General features: G+C 36.1%; 25 protein-coding genes and 1 other annotated feature. Of the genes, 1 reads left to right on the forward strand and 24 read right to left on the reverse strand.

The genetic code is table 11. The features are described from left to right. Positions 1-59: 59 nt before the first annotated feature. The 21 genes from cccA to rpsU all read right to left on the reverse strand — a co-directional run bounded on the left by cccA (position 60) and on the right by rpsU (position 21,267). Positions 60-416, reverse strand: coding sequence for a cytochrome c550 (gene cccA / locus NYQ66_RS17770; RefSeq protein WP_259871409.1), 357 nt, complete (start codon positions 414-416; stop codon positions 60-62). A 162-nt stretch (positions 417-578) separates the two neighbouring features. Beyond that, positions 579-1,112 (reverse strand): hypothetical protein, encoded by a 534-nt coding sequence (locus tag NYQ66_RS17775; RefSeq protein WP_259871410.1) that lies wholly within the window; start codon positions 1,110-1,112, stop codon positions 579-581. Between the two features lie 90 nt (positions 1,113-1,202). After that, the gene (gene rpoD, locus NYQ66_RS17780) at positions 1,203-2,324 is read right to left on the reverse strand and encodes an RNA polymerase sigma factor RpoD (RefSeq protein ID WP_259871411.1); all 1,122 of its coding nucleotides are present in this window, start codon (positions 2,322-2,324) and stop codon (positions 1,203-1,205) included. Positions 2,325-2,355: 31 nt separating this feature from the next. Beyond that, positions 2,356-4,173, reverse strand: a complete 1,818-nt coding sequence (gene dnaG, locus NYQ66_RS17785; RefSeq protein WP_259871412.1) for a DNA primase — start codon at positions 4,171-4,173, stop codon at positions 2,356-2,358. 593 nt (positions 4,174-4,766) lie between these two features. Then, complete coding sequence (locus NYQ66_RS17790) at positions 4,767-5,576, reverse strand: pyruvate, water dikinase regulatory protein (RefSeq protein WP_259871413.1); 810 nt, start codon at positions 5,574-5,576, stop codon at positions 4,767-4,769. A 32-nt stretch (positions 5,577-5,608) separates the two neighbouring features. Further along, positions 5,609-7,696 (reverse strand): glycine--tRNA ligase subunit beta, encoded by a 2,088-nt coding sequence (gene glyS, locus NYQ66_RS17795; protein ID WP_259871414.1) that lies wholly within the window; start codon positions 7,694-7,696, stop codon positions 5,609-5,611. Continuing rightward, positions 7,683-8,576, reverse strand: a complete 894-nt coding sequence (gene glyQ / locus NYQ66_RS17800; RefSeq protein ID WP_259871415.1) for a glycine--tRNA ligase subunit alpha — start codon at positions 8,574-8,576, stop codon at positions 7,683-7,685. Before glyQ ends, glyS begins: the two co-directional genes overlap by 14 nt. A 107-nt stretch (positions 8,577-8,683) precedes the next feature. Continuing rightward, positions 8,684-8,854: a binding site (T-box leader), on the reverse strand. Positions 8,855-9,462: 608 nt separating this feature from the next. After that, the gene (gene recO, locus NYQ66_RS17805; protein WP_259871416.1) at positions 9,463-10,206 is read right to left on the reverse strand and encodes a DNA repair protein RecO; all 744 of its coding nucleotides are present in this window, start codon (positions 10,204-10,206) and stop codon (positions 9,463-9,465) included. Positions 10,207-10,244: 38 nt separating this feature from the next. Beyond that, the gene (locus NYQ66_RS17810; protein WP_259871417.1) at positions 10,245-10,382 is read right to left on the reverse strand and encodes a YqzL family protein; all 138 of its coding nucleotides are present in this window, start codon (positions 10,380-10,382) and stop codon (positions 10,245-10,247) included. A gap of 105 nt (positions 10,383-10,487) precedes the next feature. Next, complete coding sequence (gene era, locus NYQ66_RS17815; protein ID WP_259871419.1) at positions 10,488-11,393, reverse strand: GTPase Era; 906 nt, start codon at positions 11,391-11,393, stop codon at positions 10,488-10,490. A 236-nt stretch (positions 11,394-11,629) separates the two neighbouring features. Beyond that, positions 11,630-12,058, reverse strand: a complete 429-nt coding sequence (locus NYQ66_RS17820) for a diacylglycerol kinase family protein (RefSeq protein WP_311202029.1) — start codon at positions 12,056-12,058, stop codon at positions 11,630-11,632. After that, positions 11,985-12,449 carry an rRNA maturation RNase YbeY gene (ybeY, locus tag NYQ66_RS17825; protein ID WP_259871421.1) on the reverse strand — a complete coding sequence of 155 codons (465 nt, stop codon included), beginning with the start codon at positions 12,447-12,449 and terminating at the stop codon, positions 11,985-11,987. Before ybeY ends, NYQ66_RS17820 begins: the two co-directional genes overlap by 74 nt. Continuing rightward, a complete protein-coding gene (locus tag NYQ66_RS17830; protein WP_259871422.1) occupies positions 12,450-14,678 on the reverse strand; it encodes an HD family phosphohydrolase in 2,229 nt (742 codons plus the stop codon). A gap of 85 nt (positions 14,679-14,763) precedes the next feature. Next, positions 14,764-15,726 (reverse strand): PhoH family protein, encoded by a 963-nt coding sequence (locus NYQ66_RS17835; protein WP_259871424.1) that lies wholly within the window; start codon positions 15,724-15,726, stop codon positions 14,764-14,766. A 2-nt stretch (positions 15,727-15,728) separates the two neighbouring features. Further along, the gene (gene yqfD, locus NYQ66_RS17840; RefSeq protein WP_259871426.1) at positions 15,729-16,949 is read right to left on the reverse strand and encodes a sporulation protein YqfD; all 1,221 of its coding nucleotides are present in this window, start codon (positions 16,947-16,949) and stop codon (positions 15,729-15,731) included. Between the two features lie 27 nt (positions 16,950-16,976). Further along, positions 16,977-17,258, reverse strand: coding sequence for a sporulation protein YqfC (gene yqfC / locus NYQ66_RS17845; RefSeq protein ID WP_259871428.1), 282 nt, complete (start codon positions 17,256-17,258; stop codon positions 16,977-16,979). A gap of 210 nt (positions 17,259-17,468) precedes the next feature. Further along, entirely contained in the window at positions 17,469-17,948 is a 480-nt protein-coding gene (locus NYQ66_RS17850) for a hypothetical protein (RefSeq protein WP_259871430.1), read from the reverse strand. A 130-nt stretch (positions 17,949-18,078) separates the two neighbouring features. Then, positions 18,079-19,068, reverse strand: coding sequence for a flotillin-like protein FloA (floA, locus tag NYQ66_RS17855; protein WP_259871432.1), 990 nt, complete (start codon positions 19,066-19,068; stop codon positions 18,079-18,081). Between the two features lie 26 nt (positions 19,069-19,094). Continuing rightward, entirely contained in the window at positions 19,095-20,423 is a 1,329-nt protein-coding gene (locus tag NYQ66_RS17860) for an NfeD family protein (RefSeq protein WP_407652111.1), read from the reverse strand. Between the two features lie 193 nt (positions 20,424-20,616). Continuing rightward, positions 20,617-21,063 carry a GatB/YqeY domain-containing protein gene (locus tag NYQ66_RS17865; RefSeq protein ID WP_259871433.1) on the reverse strand — a complete coding sequence of 149 codons (447 nt, stop codon included), beginning with the start codon at positions 21,061-21,063 and terminating at the stop codon, positions 20,617-20,619. A 30-nt stretch (positions 21,064-21,093) separates the two neighbouring features. Continuing rightward, positions 21,094-21,267, reverse strand: a complete 174-nt coding sequence (gene rpsU / locus NYQ66_RS17870) for a 30S ribosomal protein S21 (RefSeq protein WP_259871435.1) — start codon at positions 21,265-21,267, stop codon at positions 21,094-21,096. A 236-nt stretch (positions 21,268-21,503) separates the two neighbouring features. On the opposite strand from rpsU, the gene NYQ66_RS17875 reads away from it, so the two are divergent. Further along, positions 21,504-22,433 carry a Na/Pi symporter gene (locus NYQ66_RS17875; protein ID WP_259871437.1) on the forward strand — a complete coding sequence of 310 codons (930 nt, stop codon included), beginning with the start codon at positions 21,504-21,506 and terminating at the stop codon, positions 22,431-22,433. A gap of 62 nt (positions 22,434-22,495) precedes the next feature. Here NYQ66_RS17875 and deoC read toward each other — a convergent pair whose 3' ends face one another. The 3 genes from deoC to NYQ66_RS17890 form a co-directional block, all read right to left on the reverse strand. Further along, the gene (deoC, locus tag NYQ66_RS17880) at positions 22,496-23,167 is read right to left on the reverse strand and encodes a deoxyribose-phosphate aldolase (protein ID WP_259871438.1); all 672 of its coding nucleotides are present in this window, start codon (positions 23,165-23,167) and stop codon (positions 22,496-22,498) included. 627 nt (positions 23,168-23,794) lie between these two features. Next, the gene (gene mtaB, locus NYQ66_RS17885; RefSeq protein ID WP_259871439.1) at positions 23,795-25,147 is read right to left on the reverse strand and encodes a tRNA (N(6)-L-threonylcarbamoyladenosine(37)-C(2))-methylthiotransferase MtaB; all 1,353 of its coding nucleotides are present in this window, start codon (positions 25,145-25,147) and stop codon (positions 23,795-23,797) included. Between the two features lie 4 nt (positions 25,148-25,151). Continuing rightward, positions 25,152-25,904, reverse strand: a complete 753-nt coding sequence (locus NYQ66_RS17890; RefSeq protein WP_259871440.1) for a 16S rRNA (uracil(1498)-N(3))-methyltransferase — start codon at positions 25,902-25,904, stop codon at positions 25,152-25,154. Positions 25,905-25,912: the final 8 nt, after the last annotated feature.

Raw genomic sequence — 25,912 nt, forward strand, 5'->3', positions numbered from 1 at the left:
ACTTTTTATAACGAAAATAAAAGCTTTCTGATAAACAGAAAGCTTTTACCTCATATCTTTTATTTTTTCTCCGCCAACCATTCAGCTAGTATTGCAGCTTCTTCATTTGATACTAGCCCACCTGGCATTCCTGTACCTTTACCATTAATAATAATGTCTTGAATTTCATCAACAGAGTAGTCACTTCCTACGTTCTGTAGACTAGGACCATTATTACCACCTAAGTCACTACCATGACAGCTAATACAACTTTCAATAAGCACTTCTGGATCCTGTATTACTTCTTCCTCGCCACCAGTCCCATCTTCTTGAGCGATTTGATCTTGCTGATCTAACCCAACAATTGATAAAACAATCATAGTGAGGATCCCTAAAACAGCAATAATTGCAAAAGGAATAACCGGATTTCTCTTCATGTTCTTTTGTCCTCCTTATGTACTTCCCTATGAAAGATCTACTACCTCTTAAAAACCAGTAATTTTTAACATTAGCGACTATTAAGTAAAATAAGTAGAGCCAAAACTACCTTTATTTTACTCCAAAAGCGCTATATATAAAAGGGAAAAGGTTGATTATTTTTATATAAAATTATAGATAATTAACATAACGCCACCTAACACTCCAAATATTGTAAGAAATATTAACTTTTTTCGAATACCTAATGCGATCCAGAACAAACAATGTCCTGCAATAATAATGAAAGTATAGGACGAAAAAAAGTAGTTCGTTATGTAAACTGTGATTACTAAAAAAATTAATAACATGATAACCGAAGCATACAAATCATTTAGCATATGATCTTTTTTAAAATATAGGTAATAGCACACGGTTAAAATTAAAAAAATAATTACAAGAAGGATTTGCATTGTAAAGTTCATTTCAGTAAAATAAATAACAAGAAGGGTGAGAGGCAGCAACAGAAAATTTGATAGACTGATACAAATAAAGAACAATCGCTCTAACAATGTACGCTCTTTTTTTTCCTGCTCCTGTTCAACGTTACCTTCTGTATATAATGCTAATAAAAAGTCACAATAATGACTTGGTAACAGATTTGCCTGTTTCCAGTTATTGATTTCCTTAATTATAATACTTTTTCGTTCCTCAGCCATTTCGCCAACTCCATATGAAGTGAAATGAAATAAAAATGCACAGTCATTGTAAGACATATCGTGCAGACAATGACTGAGCGAATTGGATCCTTACTCTAGGAAATCTTTTAAACGTTTGCTACGGCTTGGATGACGAAGCTTTCTTAAAGCTTTAGCTTCAATTTGTCTAATCCGTTCTCTCGTCACACCAAACACTTTTCCAACCTCTTCAAGGGTTCTAGTACGTCCGTCATCTAGACCAAAACGTAAACGAAGTACGTTTTCTTCTCGATCCGTTAGTGTATCTAAAACGTCTTCCAATTGTTCCTTTAATAGTTCGTAAGCTGCATGATCTGAAGGCGATGTTGCTTCTTGATCCTCAATGAAATCTCCTAAATGAGAGTCGTCTTCTTCCCCAATCGGCGTCTCAAGTGATACTGGCTCTTGAGCAATTTTTAAAATTTCACGTACCTTATCGGGACTAAGTTCCATTTCTTTTCCAATTTCTTCCGGACTAGGTTCTCTACCAAGATCTTGAAGTAACTGTCTTTGGACGCGAATAAGCTTATTAATTGTTTCAACCATGTGAACGGGAATACGAATCGTTCTTGCTTGGTCCGCAATTGCTCTTGTAATCGCTTGACGAATCCACCAAGTAGCATAAGTACTAAACTTATATCCCTTGCGATAATCAAATTTCTCTACAGCCTTAATGAGACCCATGTTTCCTTCTTGAATTAAGTCCAAGAAGAGCATGCCTCGACCTACATATCTTTTCGCTATACTAACAACTAATCGCAAATTCGCTTCTGCAAGGCGACGTTTTGCTTCCTCTTCACCTTCTTCAATACGTTTTGCTAAGTTAATTTCTTCTGCTGCTGAAAGTAAGTCAACACGACCAATTTCTTTCAAATACATACGAACTGGATCATTAATCTTAATTCCTAAAGGTACACTTAAGTCATTAAGATCAAATTCTTCCTCTTTTGATAGTTGTTGCATACTTGGATCCTCTTCCGAATCACCAATAACTTCAATTCCTTGTTCACCTAGGTACTCATAATATTCGTCCATCTGATCTGATTCCAATTCAAAATTGGATAAACGCTCAGCTACTTCTTCATAAGCTAAAACACCGCGTTTTTTACCAAGTTCAAGTAATTGTTCCTTCGCTTGCTCTAGCGTTAGCTCACTTTCATTTTCTTTTGAACGTGATGGCTTGTTTTTTGCCATGAGTGCCCCTCCTTCCAACTTGCATTCTATGTCAATGATTTGAATTTTTAATTTGCTTTTTCAGCTCAAGAATTTGCATTGCAATTTGTGCAGCTCGAACAGGGTCGTTTTGCATTTCTGCATTCCTCTGCTCTATTTTTAACGAGTGAATTGTTTCTTTTTCATTTTGCTCCATTCGGATCATTCGAATATAGTCATTAATTTCCTTATCACTGATATCTTCATGTATAGGAATCATAGAAATTTGTACGACTGTACTTTGAATTGCTGAGTCAGGCAGTTTTTCAATGAATTGACTAACATTAGGTGTGTACCCTTCCTCATAATAGCCATATAAGTAAGTTACAATAATTTTATGTTCATCAACATTGAAAGCACCACCAACTTCCACTTTCACTTTTTCAGCGATGGAAGCATCTTGCAACATGTATGCAAGCAATTGTCGTTCAGCATTATAATAAGCCGGCCTTAGTTTTTGTGTTTTTTTAAAACTATTTGCCTTATTAGTATGGCTAGATTGATTAGGCTTATCCTGTTTGCCACCTATCTTTTCATTACGCGAACGCACTTCTTGAGTTAAGGTTTCGATTGATAATTCAAATTCATTTGCTAATTCCTTCAAATAATGTTCTCTTTCAATCGGTCGTTCAATCAAAGCTATCTCATCAATTACATTTTCAACATATTGTATGCGATCTCCTTCTAATTTTAGATTATAATCTTTTTTTAGATATTTCATCATGAAAGTCATGTAGGTATCACTTGCTTCAATTACTTCATGATGGAAGCGATCTGCACCATATGTTTTAATATAATCATCCGGGTCAAGTCCATTCGGGAGTGTAGCAACTTTGACTGCACATCCAACTTGCTTTAAGAGCTTTGCGGCTTTAAAAGATGCGAGGAAACCAGCATTATCAGGGTCATAACATATGATAACTGTATCCACATATCTTCTTAATAACTTGGCTTGCATGTCCGTCAAAGCAGTACCAAGAGTGGCAATACCATTCATCACACCAGCTTTATGCGCGGAGATAACATCCATTTGCCCTTCAAACAAAACAGCTTCTTGTTTCTTACGAATCGACTTTCGTGCAAGATCAAAATTATATAACAACTTTCCTTTTTGAAATAATTCTGATTCTGGACTGTTAAGATATTTAGGTTTTTGATCTGTAATTGTCCTACCACCAAAACCGATTGTTTTTCCTAAGTGGTTACGAATGGGAAAGATAACTCTTCCTCTAAATCGATCCGTAACCACATTATCCTCATTCGATGATAATATCCCGGCTTTAACCATTGATTGCCGATGAAAACCTTTTTTCTCCAAGAATTCCACTATAAAGTCTTTAGAGTTTGGTGAGTATCCTAGTTGAAAGGTATCAATTACATCATCCGTGAAACCACGATCTTTCAAATATTGATAGCCTTCTTTACCCTCTTTTGTATGACGCAATAAATGATGATATAATTTAGTTAACCACTCATATGCACTTAAAGCATCAAGGGTTTCTTTACTTTGAAAGCTACCTTCGCTCTGAGCTTTGTCCGGAAGTGTATGACCGCTTTTACCAGCCAAATAATTAATTGCTTGGTAAAAGTTATATCCCTCCATCTCCATAACGAAGGTAACAACATTCCCACCTTTTCCACAGCCAAAGCAATGAAAGATTTGCTTGTCTTGTGTGACCGAAAAAGAAGGTGTATTCTCACCATGAAAAGGGCATAACCCAAAATAGTTTCTACCCTGCTTTTTTAGCTGCACATACTCTCCGATAATATCCACAATATCATTCGACTTACGTATTTCTTCCACTAATTCTTCCGGAATTTGTTTCGGCATCTTATCACCATGTCTACTCTTATTCTAGATTTATGAAGAAAATCCTTTCTCTTTCGACAAATTTTTAAAAATTGATAAAAAAATTTTAATGGAACTTTTAACATCCCTATCCTATACCCTGATAAGAATTACAGATAAACAAATCTTTCTGAGGATACATTTGATCTTATCTTACAGAAGATCCAAGTGTTATGGTGTCTTATATGTAATTGTGGATTCGTTTAGAACAATAGTTCCTAGTATCTTTCATATGATAGGGCATATTACTTATTCTACCAAGACTTATGTTTTTCCTCCCTAATGGGCTTAAGTTAAAGGAAATCAGTTATAAAAATATCGCTCCACGTATAAGTTGCTTAGAAACATTTTTTCACAAAAATTAATTATAATACAAAAAAAACAAAATTGCTATGCTTTTTTTGTATTTTTATACTAAATACGAGTAAGAACTCTCACATACAAACATCAGATGCAAGAGTTCTTATTGTAAATCTGAATATCAAAAGCGCTCTTTTACTCAAGTTTACGCAATTTCTTTCACATATATAACAATATTCATACTTTAATTATATCAACAAACAATTATACAGACCCTAATAAGACCCATTTATCATAGTAAGAATCATATTGGCGGTTTCTTCCACAGCTTTGTTAGAGACATCGATTACTGGACAATCCAAACGTTCAACAATTTTGCCGAAATGCTCTAATTCTTGCTCGATCCGTTTCATATCAGCATAAATAGCTTTGTCTCCTAGTCCCAAGGAAATCAAACGCTCTCGACGTATATGATTTAGTTTTTCCGGACTTATTTTTAATCCGATACATTTGTTCGGGTTAGCCCTGAATAGCTCGTCTGGTGGTTCTACTTCAGGGACAATAGGAACGTTTGCAACCTTTAACCTTTTATGTGCAAGGTATTGAGATAATGGTGTCTTAGATGTTCTGGACACTCCAATTAACACAATATCAGCTTGAGAAATACCTCTTGGATCTCTTCCGTCATCATACCTGACTGCAAATTCTATTGCTTCCACACGTTTAAAATAATCTTCGTCTAGCTGATGCACAAGTCCTGGTTCTAACTTCGGCTTTAGTTTAAACACACGTTCCATAGCACTGATCATTGGTCCCATGATATCAATACATTCAACGTTTTTCTTCTCTGCTTCCTGTCTTAGAAAAGAACCATATATTGGATTTACCAACGTATAACCTATAATAGCATTTTGTTGCTTTGCTTGATGTACAGCTCCCATTAAGACTTCTTTATTTTTAACATAGGGAATTCGATGCATGATATATTCCCCATCTTCAATAAACTGACTTAATGCCGCTTTGATTACAAATTCAGCTGTTTCACCCACGGAGTCTGAAATAACATAGACGGTAGGTTTTCCCATGAGAAATCATCCTTCCTACCATTAAAATACGATTACATCTGTTGTTTCCATTGAATCTTATTTAAGTCTGCAAACGCATGAATCAAAGCAGCAATTTTATTTAATAAAGAAAGCCTATTGTCCTTTAATTTTTTGTCATCTGCCATTACCATTGTATGATCGAAGAAATCATGAATTGGTTTTGATAATGTTCCCAATATGTTAAGTGGTTCTTGGACTAGATGATTAGCGATAGCTTTCTCATATTCATCAATGATTTGTTTATAGGATGCATATAGGTTTTTCTCGTATTCATTTTCGAATAGCTCTTCTTTAACACCTAAATCCTCGCCTTTTGAAGCTAAATTTAAAACCCGTACAAGCGCTTCCTGAACTTCCTTAAATGCGTTATCCTGTCTTTTTGCGGCTAAAAGTTGTGCTTTTTGAATAGCATAAGAGAAGTTTCCTATACCACTAGTTAACACTGCATCTACAACATCCTGTTCCACATTCGTATCCTTCATAATAAAAGCAGCTCTTGCTTTAAAGAATGCAGCAACATCACTTCTTATTTCTTTTTCATCCCGTGTCCGGATATTGTGGGAAGCATGAATAGTAAGTGTTAGATTAAAAAGATCTTCTAAAGTTATATTCCATTTTTGCACATTTATAATTTGCAATATACCTAATGCTTGCCTACGCAGTGCGTAAGGGTCTTGAGAGCCACTCGGAATGATGCCAACTGAAATACAACCAATAATTGTGTCGATTTTATCAGCAACACTAACGATTGCCCCTTCCGTTGTGGATGGTAAGTTGTCCTTTGAATGTCGTGGCATGTAATGCTCATTAATTGCCTTGGCTACATTTTCGTTTTCTCCAAATAATCGTGCGTATTTTTCACCCATAATTCCTTGCAGTTCTGTAAATTCGTTAACCATATTCGTAACTAAATCAAATTTACATATCTCTGCAGTTCGAATGGTGTTTTTTTCTATTTGCTCATCAACTTTTAGATGCGCTGCGATCTTCTTAGATATATTTACTACTCGTTCTACTTTTTGAGCAATAGTTCCTAGATTTTCTTGGAACACCATTTTCTCTAATTTATTTAAGTTAGCATCAATTGTTTGTTTTTGGTCTTCTTCATAAAAGAACCTAGCATCAGATAACCTTGCCTTTAAAACCTTCTCATTACCTTTTGCTACATTTTCAATAAATCGTGCATCACCATTTCGAACAGCAACAAAAAATGGTAATAGCTCGCCATTTACCGACCTAACTGGAAAGTATCTTTGATGTTCTTTCATGGATGTAATTAATACTTCTTCAGGAATTGCTAGAAAATCTTCACTAAATGTTCCGAAAAACACAGTAGGGTATTCCACTAAGTGTCTTACCTCATTTAACAAATCTTGATCAACAATAATATCCCAGTTTTGCTTCTGTTTTAGATCATCAATTTGGGATAAAATTAGCTTTTCTCTTGCTCCTGGATCAACAATTACATACTGATTTTTTAGGGTATTTTCATAATCAGAAGCATCAGAGATTTCTATCTTTTCACCTAAGAATCGATGTCCAAACGTAGTATTGGATGCTTCCACTCCGGCAATCTCTAAGGGAATTACTTCTTCATCGTTTAAAGCAACAATCCAACGTATAGGTCTTACAAAACGAATACTTAGATTACTCCAACGCATATTTTTAGGGAAGGTTAGACTTGTGATTACTTCCTTAAAAGAAGGTAATAATTCAGTTGTTGACTTTCCTTCAATAAATTTAGTTACAAACGCATATTCCGTACCATTGACATCTTTAAAATATATATCCTCAGCGGATTGACCTTGGCCTTTTGAGAAACCTATTGCCGCTTTTGACCAATTACCCTCGTTATCTAGTGCTATTTTTTTTGCCGGTCCTTTTGCTTCTTCTTCTATGTCTGGTTGCTTTTTTACTAGGTCGGTAATAACAATTGATAATCTTCTTGGAGTAACATAAGATTTAACTTGCTTATATGGTAGTCGTAATTCCTCTAGCCATTGTTTTGTTTTTGTTTCTAATTGCTTCTGTGCATCATTTAAGAATCTTGCAGGCATTTCTTCTAATCCTATTTCAAACAATACGTTAGATACTGTCATTTCGCTTTGCCTCCTCTTTTAGCATTGGAAACCCTAAACGTTCACGTTCATCCACATATAATTTAGCAATTTCTCTTGCTAAGTTTCTTACTCTTGAGATATAGCCTGTTCTTTCTGTCACCGAGATTACGCCTTTAGCGTCAAGTAAATTAAAAGTATGTGAACACTTTAGTACATAATCATACGCCGGAAAAACTAAGCCCTTCTCCATCGTTTGCTTTGCTTCTTGTTCATAAGTGGTAAATAATTCGAATAACATGTCCGTATTTGATTCTTCAAATGTATATTTAGAATGTTCATATTCTGGTTGGTAAAAAATATCTCCAACAGTCACACCTTCTGTCCATTCAAGATCAAATACATTTTCCTTATCTTGAATATAAGATGCTAATCGCTCAATCCCATATGTAATTTCAACAGCAACAGGCTTTGCTTCCAAGCCTCCAATTTGTTGGAAATAAGTGAATTGCGTAATCTCCATGCCATCTAACCATACTTCCCAACCAAGACCTGCAGCACCTAATGTTGGATTTTCCCAGTTATCTTCTACAAAACGAATATCATGTTTTAACGGGTCAATTCCTAATGCTTTTAATGAATCTAAATAGAGTTCTTGAATGTTATCAGGTGACGGTTTCATTATTACCTGAAACTGATGGTGTTGGTACAAACGATTTGGGTTTTGTCCGTATCTTCCATCTGCTGGCCTTCTAGACGGTTCCACATAGGCAACATTCCATGGTTCTGGACCAAGACTTCGTAATAACGTCATCGGAGACATTGTTCCTGCACCTTTTTCAACATCATACGCTTGCATTAGAATACAATTTTGATCAGACCAATGTTTTTGTAAGGTTAAAATCATTTCTTGTATATTCATACTCCAAACCTCCATTTTATAATAAAAAGATTGTTTAGGTTACTAAATCAAAGCTCTTAGAATCGAACAAGTAAAAATCCCGTCCCTATGTCCTCCATTGAAGAAGACATAGGGACGGGATTTCCGCGGTTCCACCCTATTTGCTATGTAAAAAATAGCCACCTTTACGTAAACCTGCTCCAAAGCGCCTTCCTTATGACTTCTTTGCCCAGCTTCCACCGTTCTGAACTCGCTTAAAAAGAAGATTCATAAGTACTACTCTTTATCAACGCAACATACTCAAATTTGATTTAAATCATATTAAAAAAACAACACTTTGTCAAGCCGGTACATTTTCCAACCGTATTTTGTTACATAGTGTGCATATACTACGTAGCAACTTCCTTACGGTATTTATGGGATGAGAGCTGTATCGCCGCTGCGGAAAAACACTCGCTTTCCGTGGGGAACGCTTCAGCTTCCTCGCTCGCAAAGAGCGCTCACTGCGGGATCTTCAGACTGTTCCTTTCCCACAGGAGTCTCGTATTTTTCCTCCGCTGAGTTTAGTCTTCTTTTCAAGTTAGAAGTGATCCTGAATGAATTGATTTATAGGATAATGATCACCTAAATTAGACCAATTTAACTTAGCGTAGTCAGAATATGGAGACTCCTGCGGGAACAGCGCGAGCCGAAGATCCACTCAGAAGCGTAGTGTGCGACTGAGTTAGCTGAGGCCGTGCCCGCAAGAGGAATCTGAACTTAGAAAAATCCGGGTTCTGGGATTTTTCGTGATTCCTCCTCGGAAAGCGACGTATTCTGACGAAGCGGAGTATTAGCACTCATCCTAAAAGACCGTAAGGAAGTAATGAAATTTTTAACTGCACAGTATGTATCGACTATGCAGTGTTTATTTTAGAAGGTCCAATTGCTTTAGGAACTTCTTTGATTTTAGGTAGTATCCACCATAACGTTCATAATACAATTCCATTAGTTGCTGAAGCAGTTTTTTGTTTTCTGGTTTTATTGATATATTCCCTATTCTCTCAATGTCAATTTCCGAAAAAATATATAAAAGCTTTGATAAATTGTTTGGTAAATTCGTAGCATTTGGATCTTTCCATTGACATCTGGAACATAAAAATCCACCTTCAGCTACGGAAAAACTATAGGATTGCTCTTGTTGACCACAGTGAACACATCTGGTTACAACAGGGGCAAAGCCAGCTCTTTTATACATTTTCAGTTCATAGATGATGGTAAGGATCTCAGGATCTTTATCATCTGCAATCCATTGTAACGTTTTTAACAACTGCTTATACAACAGTACGTCAACTACTTTTTCATCTAAAAGCTTGTCAGTTAATTCTGCAATATAGGTAGCATATGCTGTTTTGATGATATCTTCTCTTATACTTCGCAAAGAACTAATTACTTCGCCTTGCTGTATTGTAGCTAAGCCTCTACCTGATTGAATCAAAAATGAACCATGAATAAATGGCTGCGTAATAGCAGCCATTCTACTTTTAGGTTTTTTTGCACCACGAGCAATGGCGCCAATTTTTCCAGTTTGTCCAGTGAAAATCGTAACGATCTTATGTGTTTCCCCATAGTTCTGTGTTCGCAGTATAATTCCCTCTACTTTATCAAACACGTTTCCACCTATCCCTTAGCCTATATACTTTATATTACTTACATATCCAATTCTGTTAATTCGATGTCCTGCCTTACACCAGTATCTTTATCATAGACAGTCTCAAGCTCTTTCATTAATAAATAGGCTTCAATGTTTCCTGTCTGACTAAAGATTTTCCATGACAAGTCGATCACAAGAAACCCCACCTTTCTATTAGTAAGTTTTTATGTGCCTAATTATAGGATGACCAACTAATGACCTTGCATGTGTTTAAATATTTTCCAAGTATAATGATTTACTTAATATTCATCACTTCTAAATCCATACTCATTCAGTTGCGATTCTTTATTTCTCCAATCTTTCTGAACCTTAACCCAAAGTTCTAAGAATACTTTTGTCCCTAACAACGCCTCAATATCTTTTCTGGCCTTCATCCCAATTTCTTTTAACATGGAACCTTGTTTACCTATTATGATACCCTTTTGTGATTTTCGCTCGACAATGATAGAAGCTTGAATAAGTAATTTCCCTGAAGTTTCTTTTTCCTTCATATTATCAATGACTACTGCAATAGAGTGTGGAATCTCTTCTCTTGTCAATTGCAGAGCTTTTTCTCTAATTAATTCACTAACAATAAATCGTTCAGGGTGATCCGTTACTTGATCCTCAGGATAATATTGCGGACCTTCTTGAAGCTTATCTTTTAAAACATTTAATAAGTGAGATACATTATTACCTTCTTTGGCCGAAATAGGAATGATTTCTTCAAAATCATATTTGTCCTTATATAGATCAATAATTGGTAATAATTCGTCTGGATGTACTTGATCGATTTTATTAATAATCAACATTACAGGTTTTTTAACATTTTGCAGACGATCTAAAATATATTGATCGCCACGTCCGTATCCTTCAACAGCATTAATCATAAACATAACAATGTCTACTTCATTTAATGTTTGTTCGGCTACATTAACCATAAAATCTCCCAATTTATGCTTTGGTTTGTGAATACCTGGTGTATCAATAAAAATAAATTGAGCATCTTTTTGTGTTAAGACTCCTTGGATTTTGTTTCTTGTTGTCTGGGGCTTATCACTCATAATTGCTATCTTCTGACCAATAACTTGATTCAAAAATGTTGACTTCCCTACATTTGGTCTTCCAATTATCGTGATAAAGCCTGATTTGAAAGTGTTTTCCATGTTGTTTCCTCCATTGTGTGTTCTGCGATTGATTTGATTATCTTCATTCTACTATAAAAAAGAACATCTTTCATATTTTCGACAAAACCTCTATAAAAATGATGACATAAATTAATTGGAACAGTCATATTTTAAATGGGCTTCTTTCACCATAAATCCCCTTACTTACTATTGGATCTCGGATATTAAAAAAACTCTTATTATCTTTGTAATAAGAGTTTTTTTTAACACATGAATCACCAAAAATAATGGATTATTTTTGGGATGAATATAATACACCCAATAACAACGGAAGTTAGAACAGCAATAAATACTGCCCCAGCAGCTATATCCTTTACTAAACCAACGGATGGATGAAAGTCAGGAGCAAGAAAATCCATAGCTTTCTCAATCGCTGTATTCATCAGTTCAAAAGCGATAACGGAACCAATGGTTAGAAATAACACAACCCATTCCAATAAAGAAACACGAAACGCGTATGCCATTATAATAACGATAAAAGCTACTGAAACATGAATCTTCAAGTTCATTTCCGACTTCAACGCCTGCCTAATTCCATTAAGAGCACAACTGAAAGCTATTCGCCGTTTATTAAACTCTTGGAAGTCCAAACTCATGGAGAATTTCCTCTTGTCTCTTAAACATTTGCTTTTCATCGTCCTCATTCATATGGTCATAGCCTAACAGGTGGAGCAATCCATGTAACGCCAAAAATCCTAATTCTCTTTCAAATGAATGGTTATATTCTACTGCTTGTTCTTTTGCCTTATCTACGGATATAACGATATCTCCAAGTACGACGGGTAGATCTACTCCAATAACTTTTATTTCACCTTCCCCAGGCTCTTCTAAGGCAAATGAAATAACATCTGTTGGCTTATCAATTTGCCTATAGTTTCGATTAATAATTTGGATCTCCTTGTTGTCAACAAAGCTAATCGAAATCTCTGCATTTTTAGGGACATTTTCCTTTTCTCCAGCAAATGACATTAACCGTTGAATCAAGTCTACATGTTCTTCAACCGAATTTGTCTCATCATGAAAATCTATTTGCATTTAATTAGCCTCCTTTACTTTCTCTTCTGTCGGATATTGAATTCTAGAATGATATATGCCATTTAGCGTTTCACTAATGGCAAGCTTAATTTTTTCTAATTCCCTAAAAGTTAAAGAACTATCACTTAATTGCCCATCCATTAATCGATCATTAATAATGGATGTTAAGACTTCTTCAATTTTTTCCTTTGAAGGTTCCTTCAAGGATCTAACAGCAGCTTCAACAGAATCGCAAATGGATACGATAGCTGCTTCTTTTGTCCGTGGAATAGGACCAGGGTAACGGAATTCTTTTTCATCAACCTCTTTATAGGATTCCTTCGCTTTATAATAAAAATACTTTAATAAAGTTGTGCCATGATGCTGTTCTGCAATATCAATAATTTCCTTAGGTATTTTATACTTTTTTAGCATTTTCGCACCATCATACGGATGGCTAATGATTATTTCTGCACTTTGCTGTGGTTCAAGATAATCATGTGGATTTTTGATCCCCATTTGATTTTCTATAAAGTAATGTGGCCTCATTGTCTTTCCTAAGTCATGATAATATGCAGCAACTCTAGCTAGCAAACCATTTGCACCAATCGCTTCACAAGATGCTTCGCTAAGATTTGCAACCATGACACTATGATGATAAGTTCCCGGTGCCTCTGTTAATATTTTTCTTAACAAAGGATGGGTTGGGCTAGACAATGCCAAAAGCTTTGCATCTGATAGAATACCAAAACTGGCCTCAAAAACAGGAAGCATCCCCATTGTTAATACGCAAGATAAAAACGCTCCCACAATGCCATATCCGGATAATAGTAATACGTCATATATCGTATATTTTTCAAAAGATAGAAATAAGAATATTAGCACTGTTAGTATGTTAACAATCGTTATACCACTACCCGCTTTCAAAATTGCAGTACGGTCTTTAAGATTAATTAAAAATATAACTCCGGCTAATTGGGTGAAAAGTAAATAGATCCCCGCTTCCATATTTAAGTTTCCTGTAATTTCCGAGTTGAAAATGATACTTCCCAAAATGGCGTAAATGACTGACATAATGATAGCAATACGATCGTGTAATAAAACTTTAAGAAGCATTGAACCAGTTGCTGCAGGAACTAGAAAATACAACTGATTTACAGGTGTAGTATAAATACTAACAAATTTCATAATGAGGACCGTCAAAGCACTTATGATTAAAAAAGATGCAATCTGTCCGGTATCGACTGATTTAAATTTATTCTGTACACCAAGTTCATATACCATGATGCCACAAAGTAATACAATTAGGATAAACAGTCCGATAACCGGATAAATATTTCTATCTTCATTTAACAACCCTACAAGTTCAAGTTCTTCATATATTTCATTTGTAATGGTTTGCCCTTCTCTAACAATTACCTCTCCTGCACGAATTAAAACCGGATCAACATTATTTATTGCCTGTTTTTGTGCTTCCATTGTTCTGTCAGCTGCATAAAATGAATTGTCAACGACTGCAAAACTAGCCAGTGACGACAGAGCATCTTTTGTACTTTCTTTCACGCTGGAATACCTTAATTTCTGTATTACACTGTTTTTCGCTGCTTGTACATCTTCTGTTCGCACTCCTTCATTCAAAACGTCATACAATGAAGTTGTTAATAGCTCTTTACCTAGTGACTGTTCATGAGCACTTGCTTCAACAAGGTGTGTTAGGTCTTCAGCGGAAATAGCTTCTATAATCTCAGGGCTCAATACTTGTTGAAGGTATTGAACCTTTTCTGGTAGTGTCATTGGAATTGATTCCTCTGTAGGTGCTACTTCTTCTGACTCTGGTTCATCCACCGTCTCAACCTCAGATTCCTCTTCATCCAGTTGTTCATTTTGCTCCTGTTGTGCGTCTAGTAACTCTCGCTGCTGTATTTCTAATTTATTTATTGCCTCAAAGACTTCGTTAATATACCCAATTCTCTCCTGTGTGATCTCTGAAGAAACATTATAACGATCTTCTACTGCTTGTACAGCTTCTCTTCTCATTCGCTCTGTTTCTTTTACATTTTCAATGGTTATTGGAGAACGAATTGTGTCTTTTGCATTACTAAATCGTTCCATGTCATATGTCTCTGTAGAAACATTAGATAGAGTCAAACCAAAGTAAATACAACCTAATACAAATATAGATAAACTAATAATCAGCCATTTTTTTTGATATTGTGTAGCATTTAATAAACTTTTCCACTTTAACTTCATACTCTATTCCCCTTTAATAAAGAGCTGTTAATACAGAAATAAGACCCATTTAAATTGGGTCTTAATATAAGGTGTGCTCCACCCCTTATTCTGCTTTATCTTCATATGCATCGATGATCTTTTGAACGAGTGGATGACGCACAACATCAGATTGTTTAAGATAAATAAATGATATTCCTTTTATAGTAGTCAGTCTAGATTCAACGGCCTTTAAACCCGAGTTAACACCTTTAGGCAAGTCCACTTGTGTAATATCACCGGTTATAACCATTTTAGAACCAAAGCCTAACCGGGTTAGAAACATTTTCATTTGAGCATGTGTTGTATTTTGTGCTTCATCTAAAATCACGAATGCATCATCTAAGGTCCTACCTCTCATATACGCAAGTGGGGCAATCTCTATTGTACCACGTTCAATTAAACGTAGCGTATGCTCCGTTCCTAAAACGTCATGAAGCGCATCATAAAGTGGACGTAAGTAAGGATCTACTTTTTCCTTTAAATCACCAGGTAAGAAGCCTAAGCTTTCACCTGCTTCTACTGCAGGACGTGTTAGTATGATTTTCTTCACTTGACCTTTTTTAAGTGCGTTAACAGCCATTACAACTGCTAAATAGGTCTTACCGGTTCCTGCTGGTCCAATACCAAACACCAAATCATCTGCTTTTATTGAATTAACATAATTTCTTTGTCCTAACGTCTTTACCCTGATGGATTTTCCTTTTGCATTCTTCGTTATTTCGTCTTCAAAAAGCGTTTCGAATTGACTTATCTTTCCTTTAAGTGCCAATTCTACGGCATAAACAACGTCTCTTTCCGTAATCGTAAGACCTTTTCTAACGATTTTTAATAAAGCTAATAAAATTTCTTCTATCAAACGAACATCTTCATCTGTACCAGAAACACGAACTTGTTCGCCCCTAGTAACAATCGTGATGTTAAGTTGCTCTTCCATTTGCTTTAAATTTCTGTCTTCTGTACCAAACAAGCTTAACGCTTCACTTGGGTTATCTAATTGTAAGTCAATTGTTTTTAAATCTTCAGGCATAATCAATCTCCTTGAGATAGTGGTTGTGGTTTTGCTATGTCTTCTAACACGGTAAAGTATAATGTTAATTTTACTTTACCATTGTCTATAGTTTCGTGCAAAACTTTTTCAAAAGTTATTTCGGCTTCATGTCCTAATTTTTCTTGTAAATCCTTAGTCGATTGTTTGATTGCTTCTGCTTTTGCTTCATCATTTGTTCTTTCCACATTTACAAATTCTTTCTCTTGAATATTGTGTTTCACAAATGAAATAGGCAATTCCCATTTAAGAAAGTGAAAGTTTTTTTGGCTTGATTCCTTATACACTTGATCAAACTCATGGTCAAAGAAACCCCAAACCGGTAATAAAAAGTCACCAAAACCTAAATAATATTTCTTTTTATTTTCACCAGTTAACACTTCATAATTCGCTTCTAAAGGAATTATGACTTCTGTTTCATACCAAGTTTTTGCTATTATTTCACCTTCTGCAGCTACTAGTTCTTTTGCAGTTTGTTCTTTACTTTCATCTTCCTCTTCTTCTTTGCTCTTACCAAGCTCACCAGAAACTAATAGATCTCCCTTGTGGACAACATCATGCACCTTCACAATAGGTTGTCCTTTTGATACAAACATTTTAACTATTTCGCCTTCTTTAGTAGCTACTAAGTTTCTAGGACCTTTTTTCTCTTTTTCTTCCACTGTTGTTTTTTCTACACCTTCTAAATGATAGGTTGTCCCTTTTTCACTTACACCAACCCAAAGCAATTCCGGAATATCATCTAAAAGCTTTTGTTGGATATCTCCAGGAGAGCCAATATTAAACTTAAAAGCGCCTGGTTTTATTCCATAACTCTGTAACTGCGTAGTGATCTTTTTTTCAATATCTAGAGGAACTCCCTTTATTTTCACATCCCACACAACATTAGATAGAAAAAAAACGAAGAGCATGCTTAAAATCAACCCAATAACAAGAGGCCTTCTAAACATAACCATCTTAGTCAAGAATGGAAGGCCCTTTTTATTTACAAATGATAGCTTATAGATCGTTTTTCTTCGTAAAGCTCGGATATTTCGAATGTGTGCTAGTTTTACATTACCTGTACACGTTGCATTATCTACCTTTCTTATATTCCATACCGTTATACCATTCCTTGCACATAAATCAAAAAACAATTCTGGGTGGTGTCCTGTTACTTTTATTGTTACATAACCAGTAAAGAACACACCTTGTGTCTGTTTCATTTATATTCACCTTCCATCCGAGATAAGCTATTCTTCAATGAAAACAATTTCTTTTATCGTTCCTTCTAATAAGATCTCTTCTGGTAACATCATTTTTAACACAAAATTTTTACCAGTAATTTTCAAATAACCATATTCCATATTTAGTCGTAGCTCATTTTCAGAGAATAGTAATAAGCCACGGTGATTCTCTATGTATGCATGCAATTGTCCAATTGTTGTAATTCTCGGTAGCTCGAGGACCACATCGGATGGCAATTCTAAGTGTTCTGATAGCCAGCTTCCAATGCGTTGTTGCCATTTTTTCATCTAAGATGCCCCCTCTCACATACATATGTATGAAACAATCATTTGTATAAGAACAGAAAAAAGCTTTGACATTCAAAACGATATATTTTTAACATGAACCTGTTCCGTTCTCTTTATCTATACTTATGCTTTCAGAGCTATCAAAATGTGTGTTAAAAAAGCAAAAAGAAAACCCTTTGTCATTGTTAAAATTGACAAAGGGTTTTCTTTTTAATTTCTTCTATTTTGCACAACACTGCGATACGGTTTTACAGCTTTTGGTGGACCGAGTATTTCCGCCATTACCACACTTTCTGCTAAACCTCTTTTCGTAAGATTACGCTTTACCGATAACTTGGATTGCTTCTTTGTAGAAGAGACTTCAATTTTATTTTCATTTCTTTGGTTATTAATTGATGAGATTCTCTCGATTTTTCCAGAGTTGATATTCGAATCAGCATTCATGTTATTTCTTAATTTATCCAACTGCTCTTGTTTTTGTTCATAATAAGTTTGTACACGTGTACTACTTTGTTCTTCCTGTACATCACTTATTGTAGGACTTTCTGTTTGGTTTGGACCAGAAGGAGATGGCGTCGGCCTCGGTTGCGGCCTTTTAGCTGGTTGATCATTATCGTCCTTCTTGAACATTCCAAACAGCCAACCAAGAGCAACTAGTATTGGAATAATAGCTCCAAATAAATCTTCCATAAAAACCCTCCCTTCGAGGATTCAAGTGAATGATGTATCGTGACTCACGCACAAAAAATGTTCTTTCGACACGCATAACGAAAAGACACGGTGGTGTGCTAATGTGTCATTTTCGTCAGCAATGTATCACTTATTCTTCATCTTCAGACTCATCTTTATTTATTTTGCCAATCGAATCACGCATATCCGTATCAGCATTAATGTTTTTATAATTCATATAATCCATTACACCCATGTTACCAGAACGTAATGCTTCTGCAAGAGCCAATGGAACATCTGCTTCCGCTTCCACAACTTTCGCGCGCATTTCTTGAACACGAGCAAGCATTTCTTGTTCTTGTGCAACGGCCATCGCACGACGTTCTTCCGCTTTCGCTTGTGCAATATTTTTGTCAGCCTCAGCTTGATCTGTTTGCAACATCGCACCAATGTTCTTACCGACATCCACGTCAGCAATATCAATCGATAGGATTTCAAAAGCTGTCCCTGCATCAAGACCTCTACTTAATACGTTTTTAGAGATAGAATCAGGATTTTCTAATACTAGCTTATGTGTTTTTGCACTACCAATCGTACTTACAACACCTTCACCAACACGAGCAATAACTGTATCTTCACCAGCACCACCGACTAATCGATCAATGTTGGCACGAACAGTGATTCTTGCTTTTGCTTTTACTTCAATACCATCCATAGCAATACCGGCAATAAATGGAGTTTCAATTACTTTTGGATTAACACTCATTTGAACAGCTTCTAGTACATCACGACCAGCAAGGTCAATAGCTGCCGCTCGTTCAAATTTAAGATCAATATTCGCACGTTGAGCGGCAATTAATGCGTTTACAACACGGTCAACGTTACCACCCGCTAAGTAGTGACTTTCTAACTGGTTTGTATTTACATCGATACCAGCTTTATGTGCTTTAATTAACGGATTAATGACACGAGCAGGAACTACTCTTCTCAAACGCATACCTACTAATGTGAAAATACTTACACGTACACCAGCAGCTAATGCACTAATCCATAGCATTACGGGAATAAAAGTGAATAATACCGCAACCGCAATAATAATTACCCCAATTAATATAATTGGTAAAAGGTCTTGTAAATCCATGTTTTTTCCTCCTATATAATACATTTTTATATTTCACGAACGACGATTCTTGAACCTTCCACCTTTACAATTTTCACTGTAGCGTGGTCACCTATGAAACCGCCTTCGGAAACGACATCTAATCGTTCATCATCAAAGACCGCTGTACCAGATGGACGGAGAGGCGTAACTGCTTCTCCTTGTAAACCTATTAAATCTAGACGATTTACCGTCGAGACGTAGCCTTTTTCTGTAGTGGTTGCATCACTAAGTATAATATGCTTAAATATACCTCGTTCTAAGCCTAGTCGTTTAAACAAAATAACTGAAACGATGATGGTTACAACCAATGCAATAGAAATACTTAACGCCATATGACCAATATCGTACGATGACATAAATAATGATCCCACTACGGCGGCTATGCCTATAATCCCTAAAATTCCACCTGGTACAAAAAGCTCTGCGATAATTAACCCAATACCTAATACTAACAAAATAATTGCTTCATAACCAGCTAATCCTGCAACGATATGACCATAAAAGAAAAGCACAAGTGATAATAGTCCAATAGAACCCGGCACTCCAAATCCTGGAGAATATAACTCTACCACCAATCCTATGCTTGCTAGTGATAACAAAATAGGTACAACGATGGGATTTGTTATAAAACGAGCTATTTCTTCTGCCACTGTGGGTTCACTTTCAACGACCTTTGCTTTAGAGAGGCCGAGCTCCGTTAGCAGTTCTGTACGATGTTGGACAATCGCTTCTGCATAGCCTACTTCTACAGCTGATGTTGGACTAAGTGTTAAAAACTCACCCTTAGGAGCACCATATTCTGATAAATCGATATCAGCATCTGCCATGGCTTTTGCATATAATGGGTCTCGACCTTTTGAAGTAGCTGCACTCTCCATAGCTGAAATCCATGCAGACTGTGCTTTTTTATCTGCAGCGTTACCATCTGACGTAATAACACCACTTGCTCCCATTCTTGCAGTTGACGTCATATAAATGTTATCCGTATTTAATGCAATGTAAGAACCCGCAGATAACGCATCACTAGTAATATACGATGTAGTGGTTATATCTAGATCCTGTAATAATGTGGCAATATTTCTAGCGGCGTCAACACGCCCACCTGGTGTATCAATTTCAAAAATAATATGATCTGCATTTGCTTCCATCGCTTCATTAGTCGTCCTTTCGACAAATGCTTCCAAGCCTCGTTCTACTTCCTTTTCAATAGGAATAACGTAGACAATCTTTCCTTCGCCGTTTTCTTGTGCTTGTAATGGCGTTGCATAGAAAAGTGAGACAAAAGCACTTAAAATGATAAGGACTGTCCAAAGTTTAGATCTAGCGTTTTGCACTTCCCACTCCTCCTTTCTACCAACATAGTAGTTATACGTTTCAAAGAAAACTTAGGTTTCAATTTTTTATGTACACATCATTATTATTCTATATTTTATCTGAAATTATGAAAAGTCTAATACAATCAAAAATCCCTTGCCACATTGTGACAAGGGATATGTTTGTTAGAACAATGAGTAATAGCTTTGGTAATTAGCTTAAGAATTGCTGGACTAGTTGGTTTACTTGCCCACCATCTGCTTTGCCTTTTACTTTAGGCATTAAAGCGCTCATCACTTTTCCCATCTCTTTTTTAGAGGTAGCATCTACTTCTTTAATCGTTTCTAACACAATAGATTTTAGCTCTTCTTCTGAAAGCTGCTCTGGCATATATACTTGTAAAACTTTAATTTCATCGATAAGTTTCTCTACAAGATCATCGCGTCCAGCTTCTTTAAATTCTTGGAGGGAATCTTTTCGCTGTTTTAACTCTCTAGATAAAACAGTGAGCTCTTCTTCTTCAGTTAATTCGTCCTTTCCAAGCTTAATAGCATCGTTTTGTAAAGATGCCTTAACCATGCGGATCACACTTAACTTGTCTTTTTCCTTATTTCTCATGGCTTGTTTCATATCTTGGTTCAGACGTTCTACTAATGACATAATCTCTTTACACCCTCTTAATCTTAACTCTTACTTACGCTTTCTAGCCGCCTCAGACTTCTTCTTACGGCGAACACTAGGTTTTTCATAAAATTCTTTTTTACGATATTCAGCTAATGTACCAGATTTAGATACACTGCGTTTAAAGCGACGAAGAGCATCTTCAAGAGACTCGTTTTTACGAACGCGAGTAGTGTTTGACATGCAATTTCCCTCCCTCCGAAGCATACAACAAAATTCTGTGGACATATGTAGTACAACACATGCCTCCCGACAATTATAATATAATGATTTTTGCTGGTCAACTTTTTTTAGTAAGGAAAATGAATATTTCCTTCAAAAGTCAATCCAGCCGGCATATATACATAAAAAAATTGTTTTATAAAGAAAAGTTACATGTTTACGAATCTTGTCCATAGAATGGTATAGAGGTGAAGAAGGTGGGAGATCTTGTTTCGTTAACAGCTGTATTTATTATGTTATTTTTTCTTGGATTAACTATTTTACGGACAGGCTTATATCAGTTGTCCTATGAAAAGATGACATATTTATTAACTAACTTTACGCAGAACATTTACTTAGCCGTCATAACAGGAACGATTGCTACGGCAATTTTACAAAGTAGCTCTCTAATTATGGTACTAACTGTAAGCTTTGTAAGTATTGGATTTATTACATTCAGACAGTCAATTGGTATTATATTTGGTGCTAATATCGGTACCACAGTAACTGGTGAATTAATGGCCTTTTCTAACATCATTCCTGAAACATCTTTTGTAATTATTGGAGCGATACTTCTCTTTATCAATAATCGAGCAATCTTTAGTATAGGAGCAATTTTAGTAGGTCTAGGAACTATTTTCGTTGCACTCGATGGGTTTGAATCACTAGCGCCATTAATCACAAATATGCCAATCTTGTCGGAGAGTTTACTACATACGAACAATACACCGTCATTTGGCGTGATCATAGGAACATTAGTAAGTGGTACCATTCAATCATCAAGTGCTACAATCGGGATAACGATGAGTATTTTAAACGAAGGGTTGATTACATTACCTGTTTCAATAGCTATCGTGTTAGGTGCTAATATCGGAACGTGTATAACTGCCTTACTAGCAATAATTGGCACCAAAAAAGAAGCCAAACTAGTGGCCATGGGGCACTTTTGGTTTAATATAATTAGTGTTCTGATGTTTATTCCTTTCTTGGGTTGGTTATCGGATCTGGCACAGTTATTAGCTAGCGACGTGAAAGAACAACTCGCACACATTTCTTTATTGTTCAATATTTTTTCCGTTTTAATTTTCTTACCATTTGTAAATTTATTTGAAAAATTCATCTATAAGTTACATAGGAAAGCAGTATAATTATAATATTGAATAATTGAAAAAAGTAACACCTATCCGTTCGTGGAAGGTGTTACTTTTTTTTAATAATCCTCGTTGCTTTGTTGTCCCGCTATGATTTGAACCCCTGCGCTCGCACCTATACGTGTTGCGCCCGCCTTGATCATTGCTTCTGTATCTTCAAGGTTACGAACACCACCGGAAGCTTTCACACCCATTTCTGGTCCTACTGTATTACGCATTAAAGTAATATCTTCAATCGTTGCACCGCCCCCAGAGAACCCTGTGGATGTTTTTACATAATCAGCTCCGACTTTTTTAGCTAGTTCGCATGCGATTACTTTTTTTTCGTTTGTTAATAAAGATGTTTCAATTATTACTTTGGTTAAAGCTCTTCCTTTGGCCGCATCTACGACAGCTTTTATATCTTTCTCAACCGTGTCGTAATCCTTCGATTTTAAAGCCCCAACGTTGATAACCATATCCACTTCTGTTGCACCATTTTTTATGGCATTTTCTGTTTCAAATGCTTTCGTCTCAGATGTTGTAGCACCTAGAGGAAAGCCAATAACTGTACAAACCTTCACTTCAGAATCTTTTAATTGGTTGTAGCAATAAGAAACCCAGTAGGGATTTACACAGACAGAAGCAAATCCATGCTCACGGGCTTCCTCAACGATTTGATCAATTTTTGCTTTTTCTGTATCCGGTTTTAACTGCGTGTGATCGATCATTTTTGCAATATTTTGACTCATATTTGTCCCTTCTTTCGCTCAAGTTTTCAGTTCACATTCTAGCATTAACTTCTACAAAATACCAATATGACTGGAATGGAATTATTACTATTATGATTCGATATAGCTAGCAATAATATGTACAAGCAGACATGTATAGGCTTTTAACATATTTTTATATAACCTCTGGCGTAAGCCAATATTCTCGATGAGCACAATCACTGACTATAATTTGACCCGAGAGCTAATTACAGTCAGTGAAGTGCACGGTTATAGACAATAATAAGACCCATTATAGACTGCAGTTGGGCTAGCCCTCGGTCTACAATTAGCTCTTCGTTCTCTTTCTTGTCCGAGGTTGGGCTAGCCTCGGACTACAATTAGCTCTCCGTTCTCTTTCTTGTCCGAGGTTGGGCTAGCCTCGGACTATAATCGTTTCTTCAGTATTTTTTTGAGAGACGGTTACAATCAGTGAAGTGCATGAGTATTGACTATAATAAGACCCGATAGAAATTTATAGTCAGAGAAGAGCACAAAATAGCTAGTGCACTGCAAAATATCTTATTTTTTTCAATATATGTTACGTCGCATTTCACATCGAATATGCACAAATCAAAACAATATAAAAAAAACCAGCAAGACTGGGTTTTATGATGATAATTCTACCTTATCAGTAATGCGAGGTTCATCCAATACTCTAACAAAGCTGCCTTCGTTGTATGGATAGCCCGCTTTATTTATTTTGACACGAACGATTTTTCCAATCATATCTTTTGTACCCTCAAACTTAACTTTTAAATAATTGTCTGAATAGCCTACTAAGATATGATCTTCACCATCAAAATACTCTTCTGGAATTACCTCTAGAACTTCTCCTTCAAACTTAGAAGCATATTCTTTCGCTTGTTGGTTCGATAGTTCAATCAATTGATGTACACGGTTATTTTTCACATCATCATCTACTTGGTCATCCATGCGCGCTGCAGGAGTCCCAGTACGTCTTGAGAATGGGAAAACGTGTAATTCTGAATAACCTATTTCTTGGATAAAGCGGTATGTCTCCATAAATTCTTCATCCGTTTCACCAGGAAAACCTACGATCACATCAGAAGTAATCGCTAAATCAGGAAGTGCTTGTTTAATCCGATCTACTTTTTCTTTATAGAAAGCAGAAGAATATTTTCTTCTCATTCGTTCTAATACAGTGTCAGAACCAGACTGTAGAGGGATATGCAAATGGCGTACAATCTTCTCTGATTGATCTAATACATCAATTACTTCATCCGTAATTTGACTTGCCTCAATCGATGAGATTCTAATTCGTTTTAATCCATCAACTTTTGTCTCAAGTTCGCGAAGAAGTTTAGCAAAGTTATAATCTTTCATATCTTCACCATATCCAGCTGTATGGATCCCTGTTAACACGATTTCTTTATATCCAGCATCTACTAACTGTTGTGCTTGTTGTAACACATTCTCAGGATCTCTAGAGCGCAATAAACCACGAGACCAAGGAATGATACAGAATGTACAAAAGTTGTTACAACCTTCTTGTATTTTTAATGAAGCTCTTGTTCTGTCTGAAAATACCGGCACGTCCATTTCTTCAAACACCCGGTTTTTCATAATATTAGATACACCATTAATCGGTTGATTTTTGTTTTTATGTTCTTCAATATAATCAATCATCTTCCCACGATCTTGTGTACCAACAACTACATCTACTCCAGGTATCTCCATAATCTCACCTGGGGATGTTTGGGCATAACAACCCGTTACACAGACAACAGCGTCTGGATTTTTACGTACAGCACGCCTAATAACCTGTCTACTTTTTTTATCTCCTGTATTCGTAACTGTACAAGTATTTATAACATAAACATCGGAACCATGGTCAAACTCAACGCGGTCATAGCCGGCATTTTTAAACTTTTGCCAAATTCCTTCTGTTTCATAATGGTTTACTTTACAACCTAATGTATGAAAAGCCACTGTTGGCATTTCATCACCTCAATTCTTCAAAATGATAAGAAATACTAGATAAAAAATAGAGGGGCGCCGTCTCTGTTCTCAGTATTCTAGGTCCGAGCCTAACCGAACGAAAACCAGCTTCCTTTAATTGACTAACCTCTGCTTCAGAGAAGCCACCTTCTGGACCGATACACACAATAACACTCTGAGTGTCTTTAAGTGAATGCATTGCATTACTTAATTTCTCAAAGTGTGATGATCGTGCTTCCTCTTCATATGCAAATAGTTTAACATCATAATCATTACTTTTCTCTAGTAGTTTTTGGAAGCTAACAACAGTGTCGACGACAGGAATACGAGATCGATGCGCCTGTTCACTAGCCTCTTTTACGATCTTCTTGAATCTGTCCAATTTCTTAGCGGCTTTTTTTTCATCCCATTTCACTACCGATCGCGATGCTTGAAATGGGATAAATGAGGCTGCTCCTAATTCAGTTCCCTTTTGTAGGATCAGCTCTAATTTATCACCTTTTGGTAACCCTTGTGCAATTGTTACATCTACAGGTAATTCCACTTGTTCCTCTTTCCATTCTTGGACCTGAGCCGTCACATGGTCATTTGTCAGTTCCATTAACGCACAAACTGCGACCTTACCTTCTGGATGCGCACACAAAATGTGGTCTCCTTTTTCCATCCGCATAACTCTAACAATATGATGAACATCATCACCAGTGATCTTCACATGGCCGTCTGCCCAATTAGAACTAGTAATAAAGTATCTTTGCACGAAAGGGT

The organism is Aquibacillus koreensis (assembly GCF_025154055.1).
Taxonomy (GTDB): domain Bacteria; phylum Bacillota; class Bacilli; order Bacillales; family Amphibacillaceae; genus Aquibacillus_C; species Aquibacillus_C koreensis.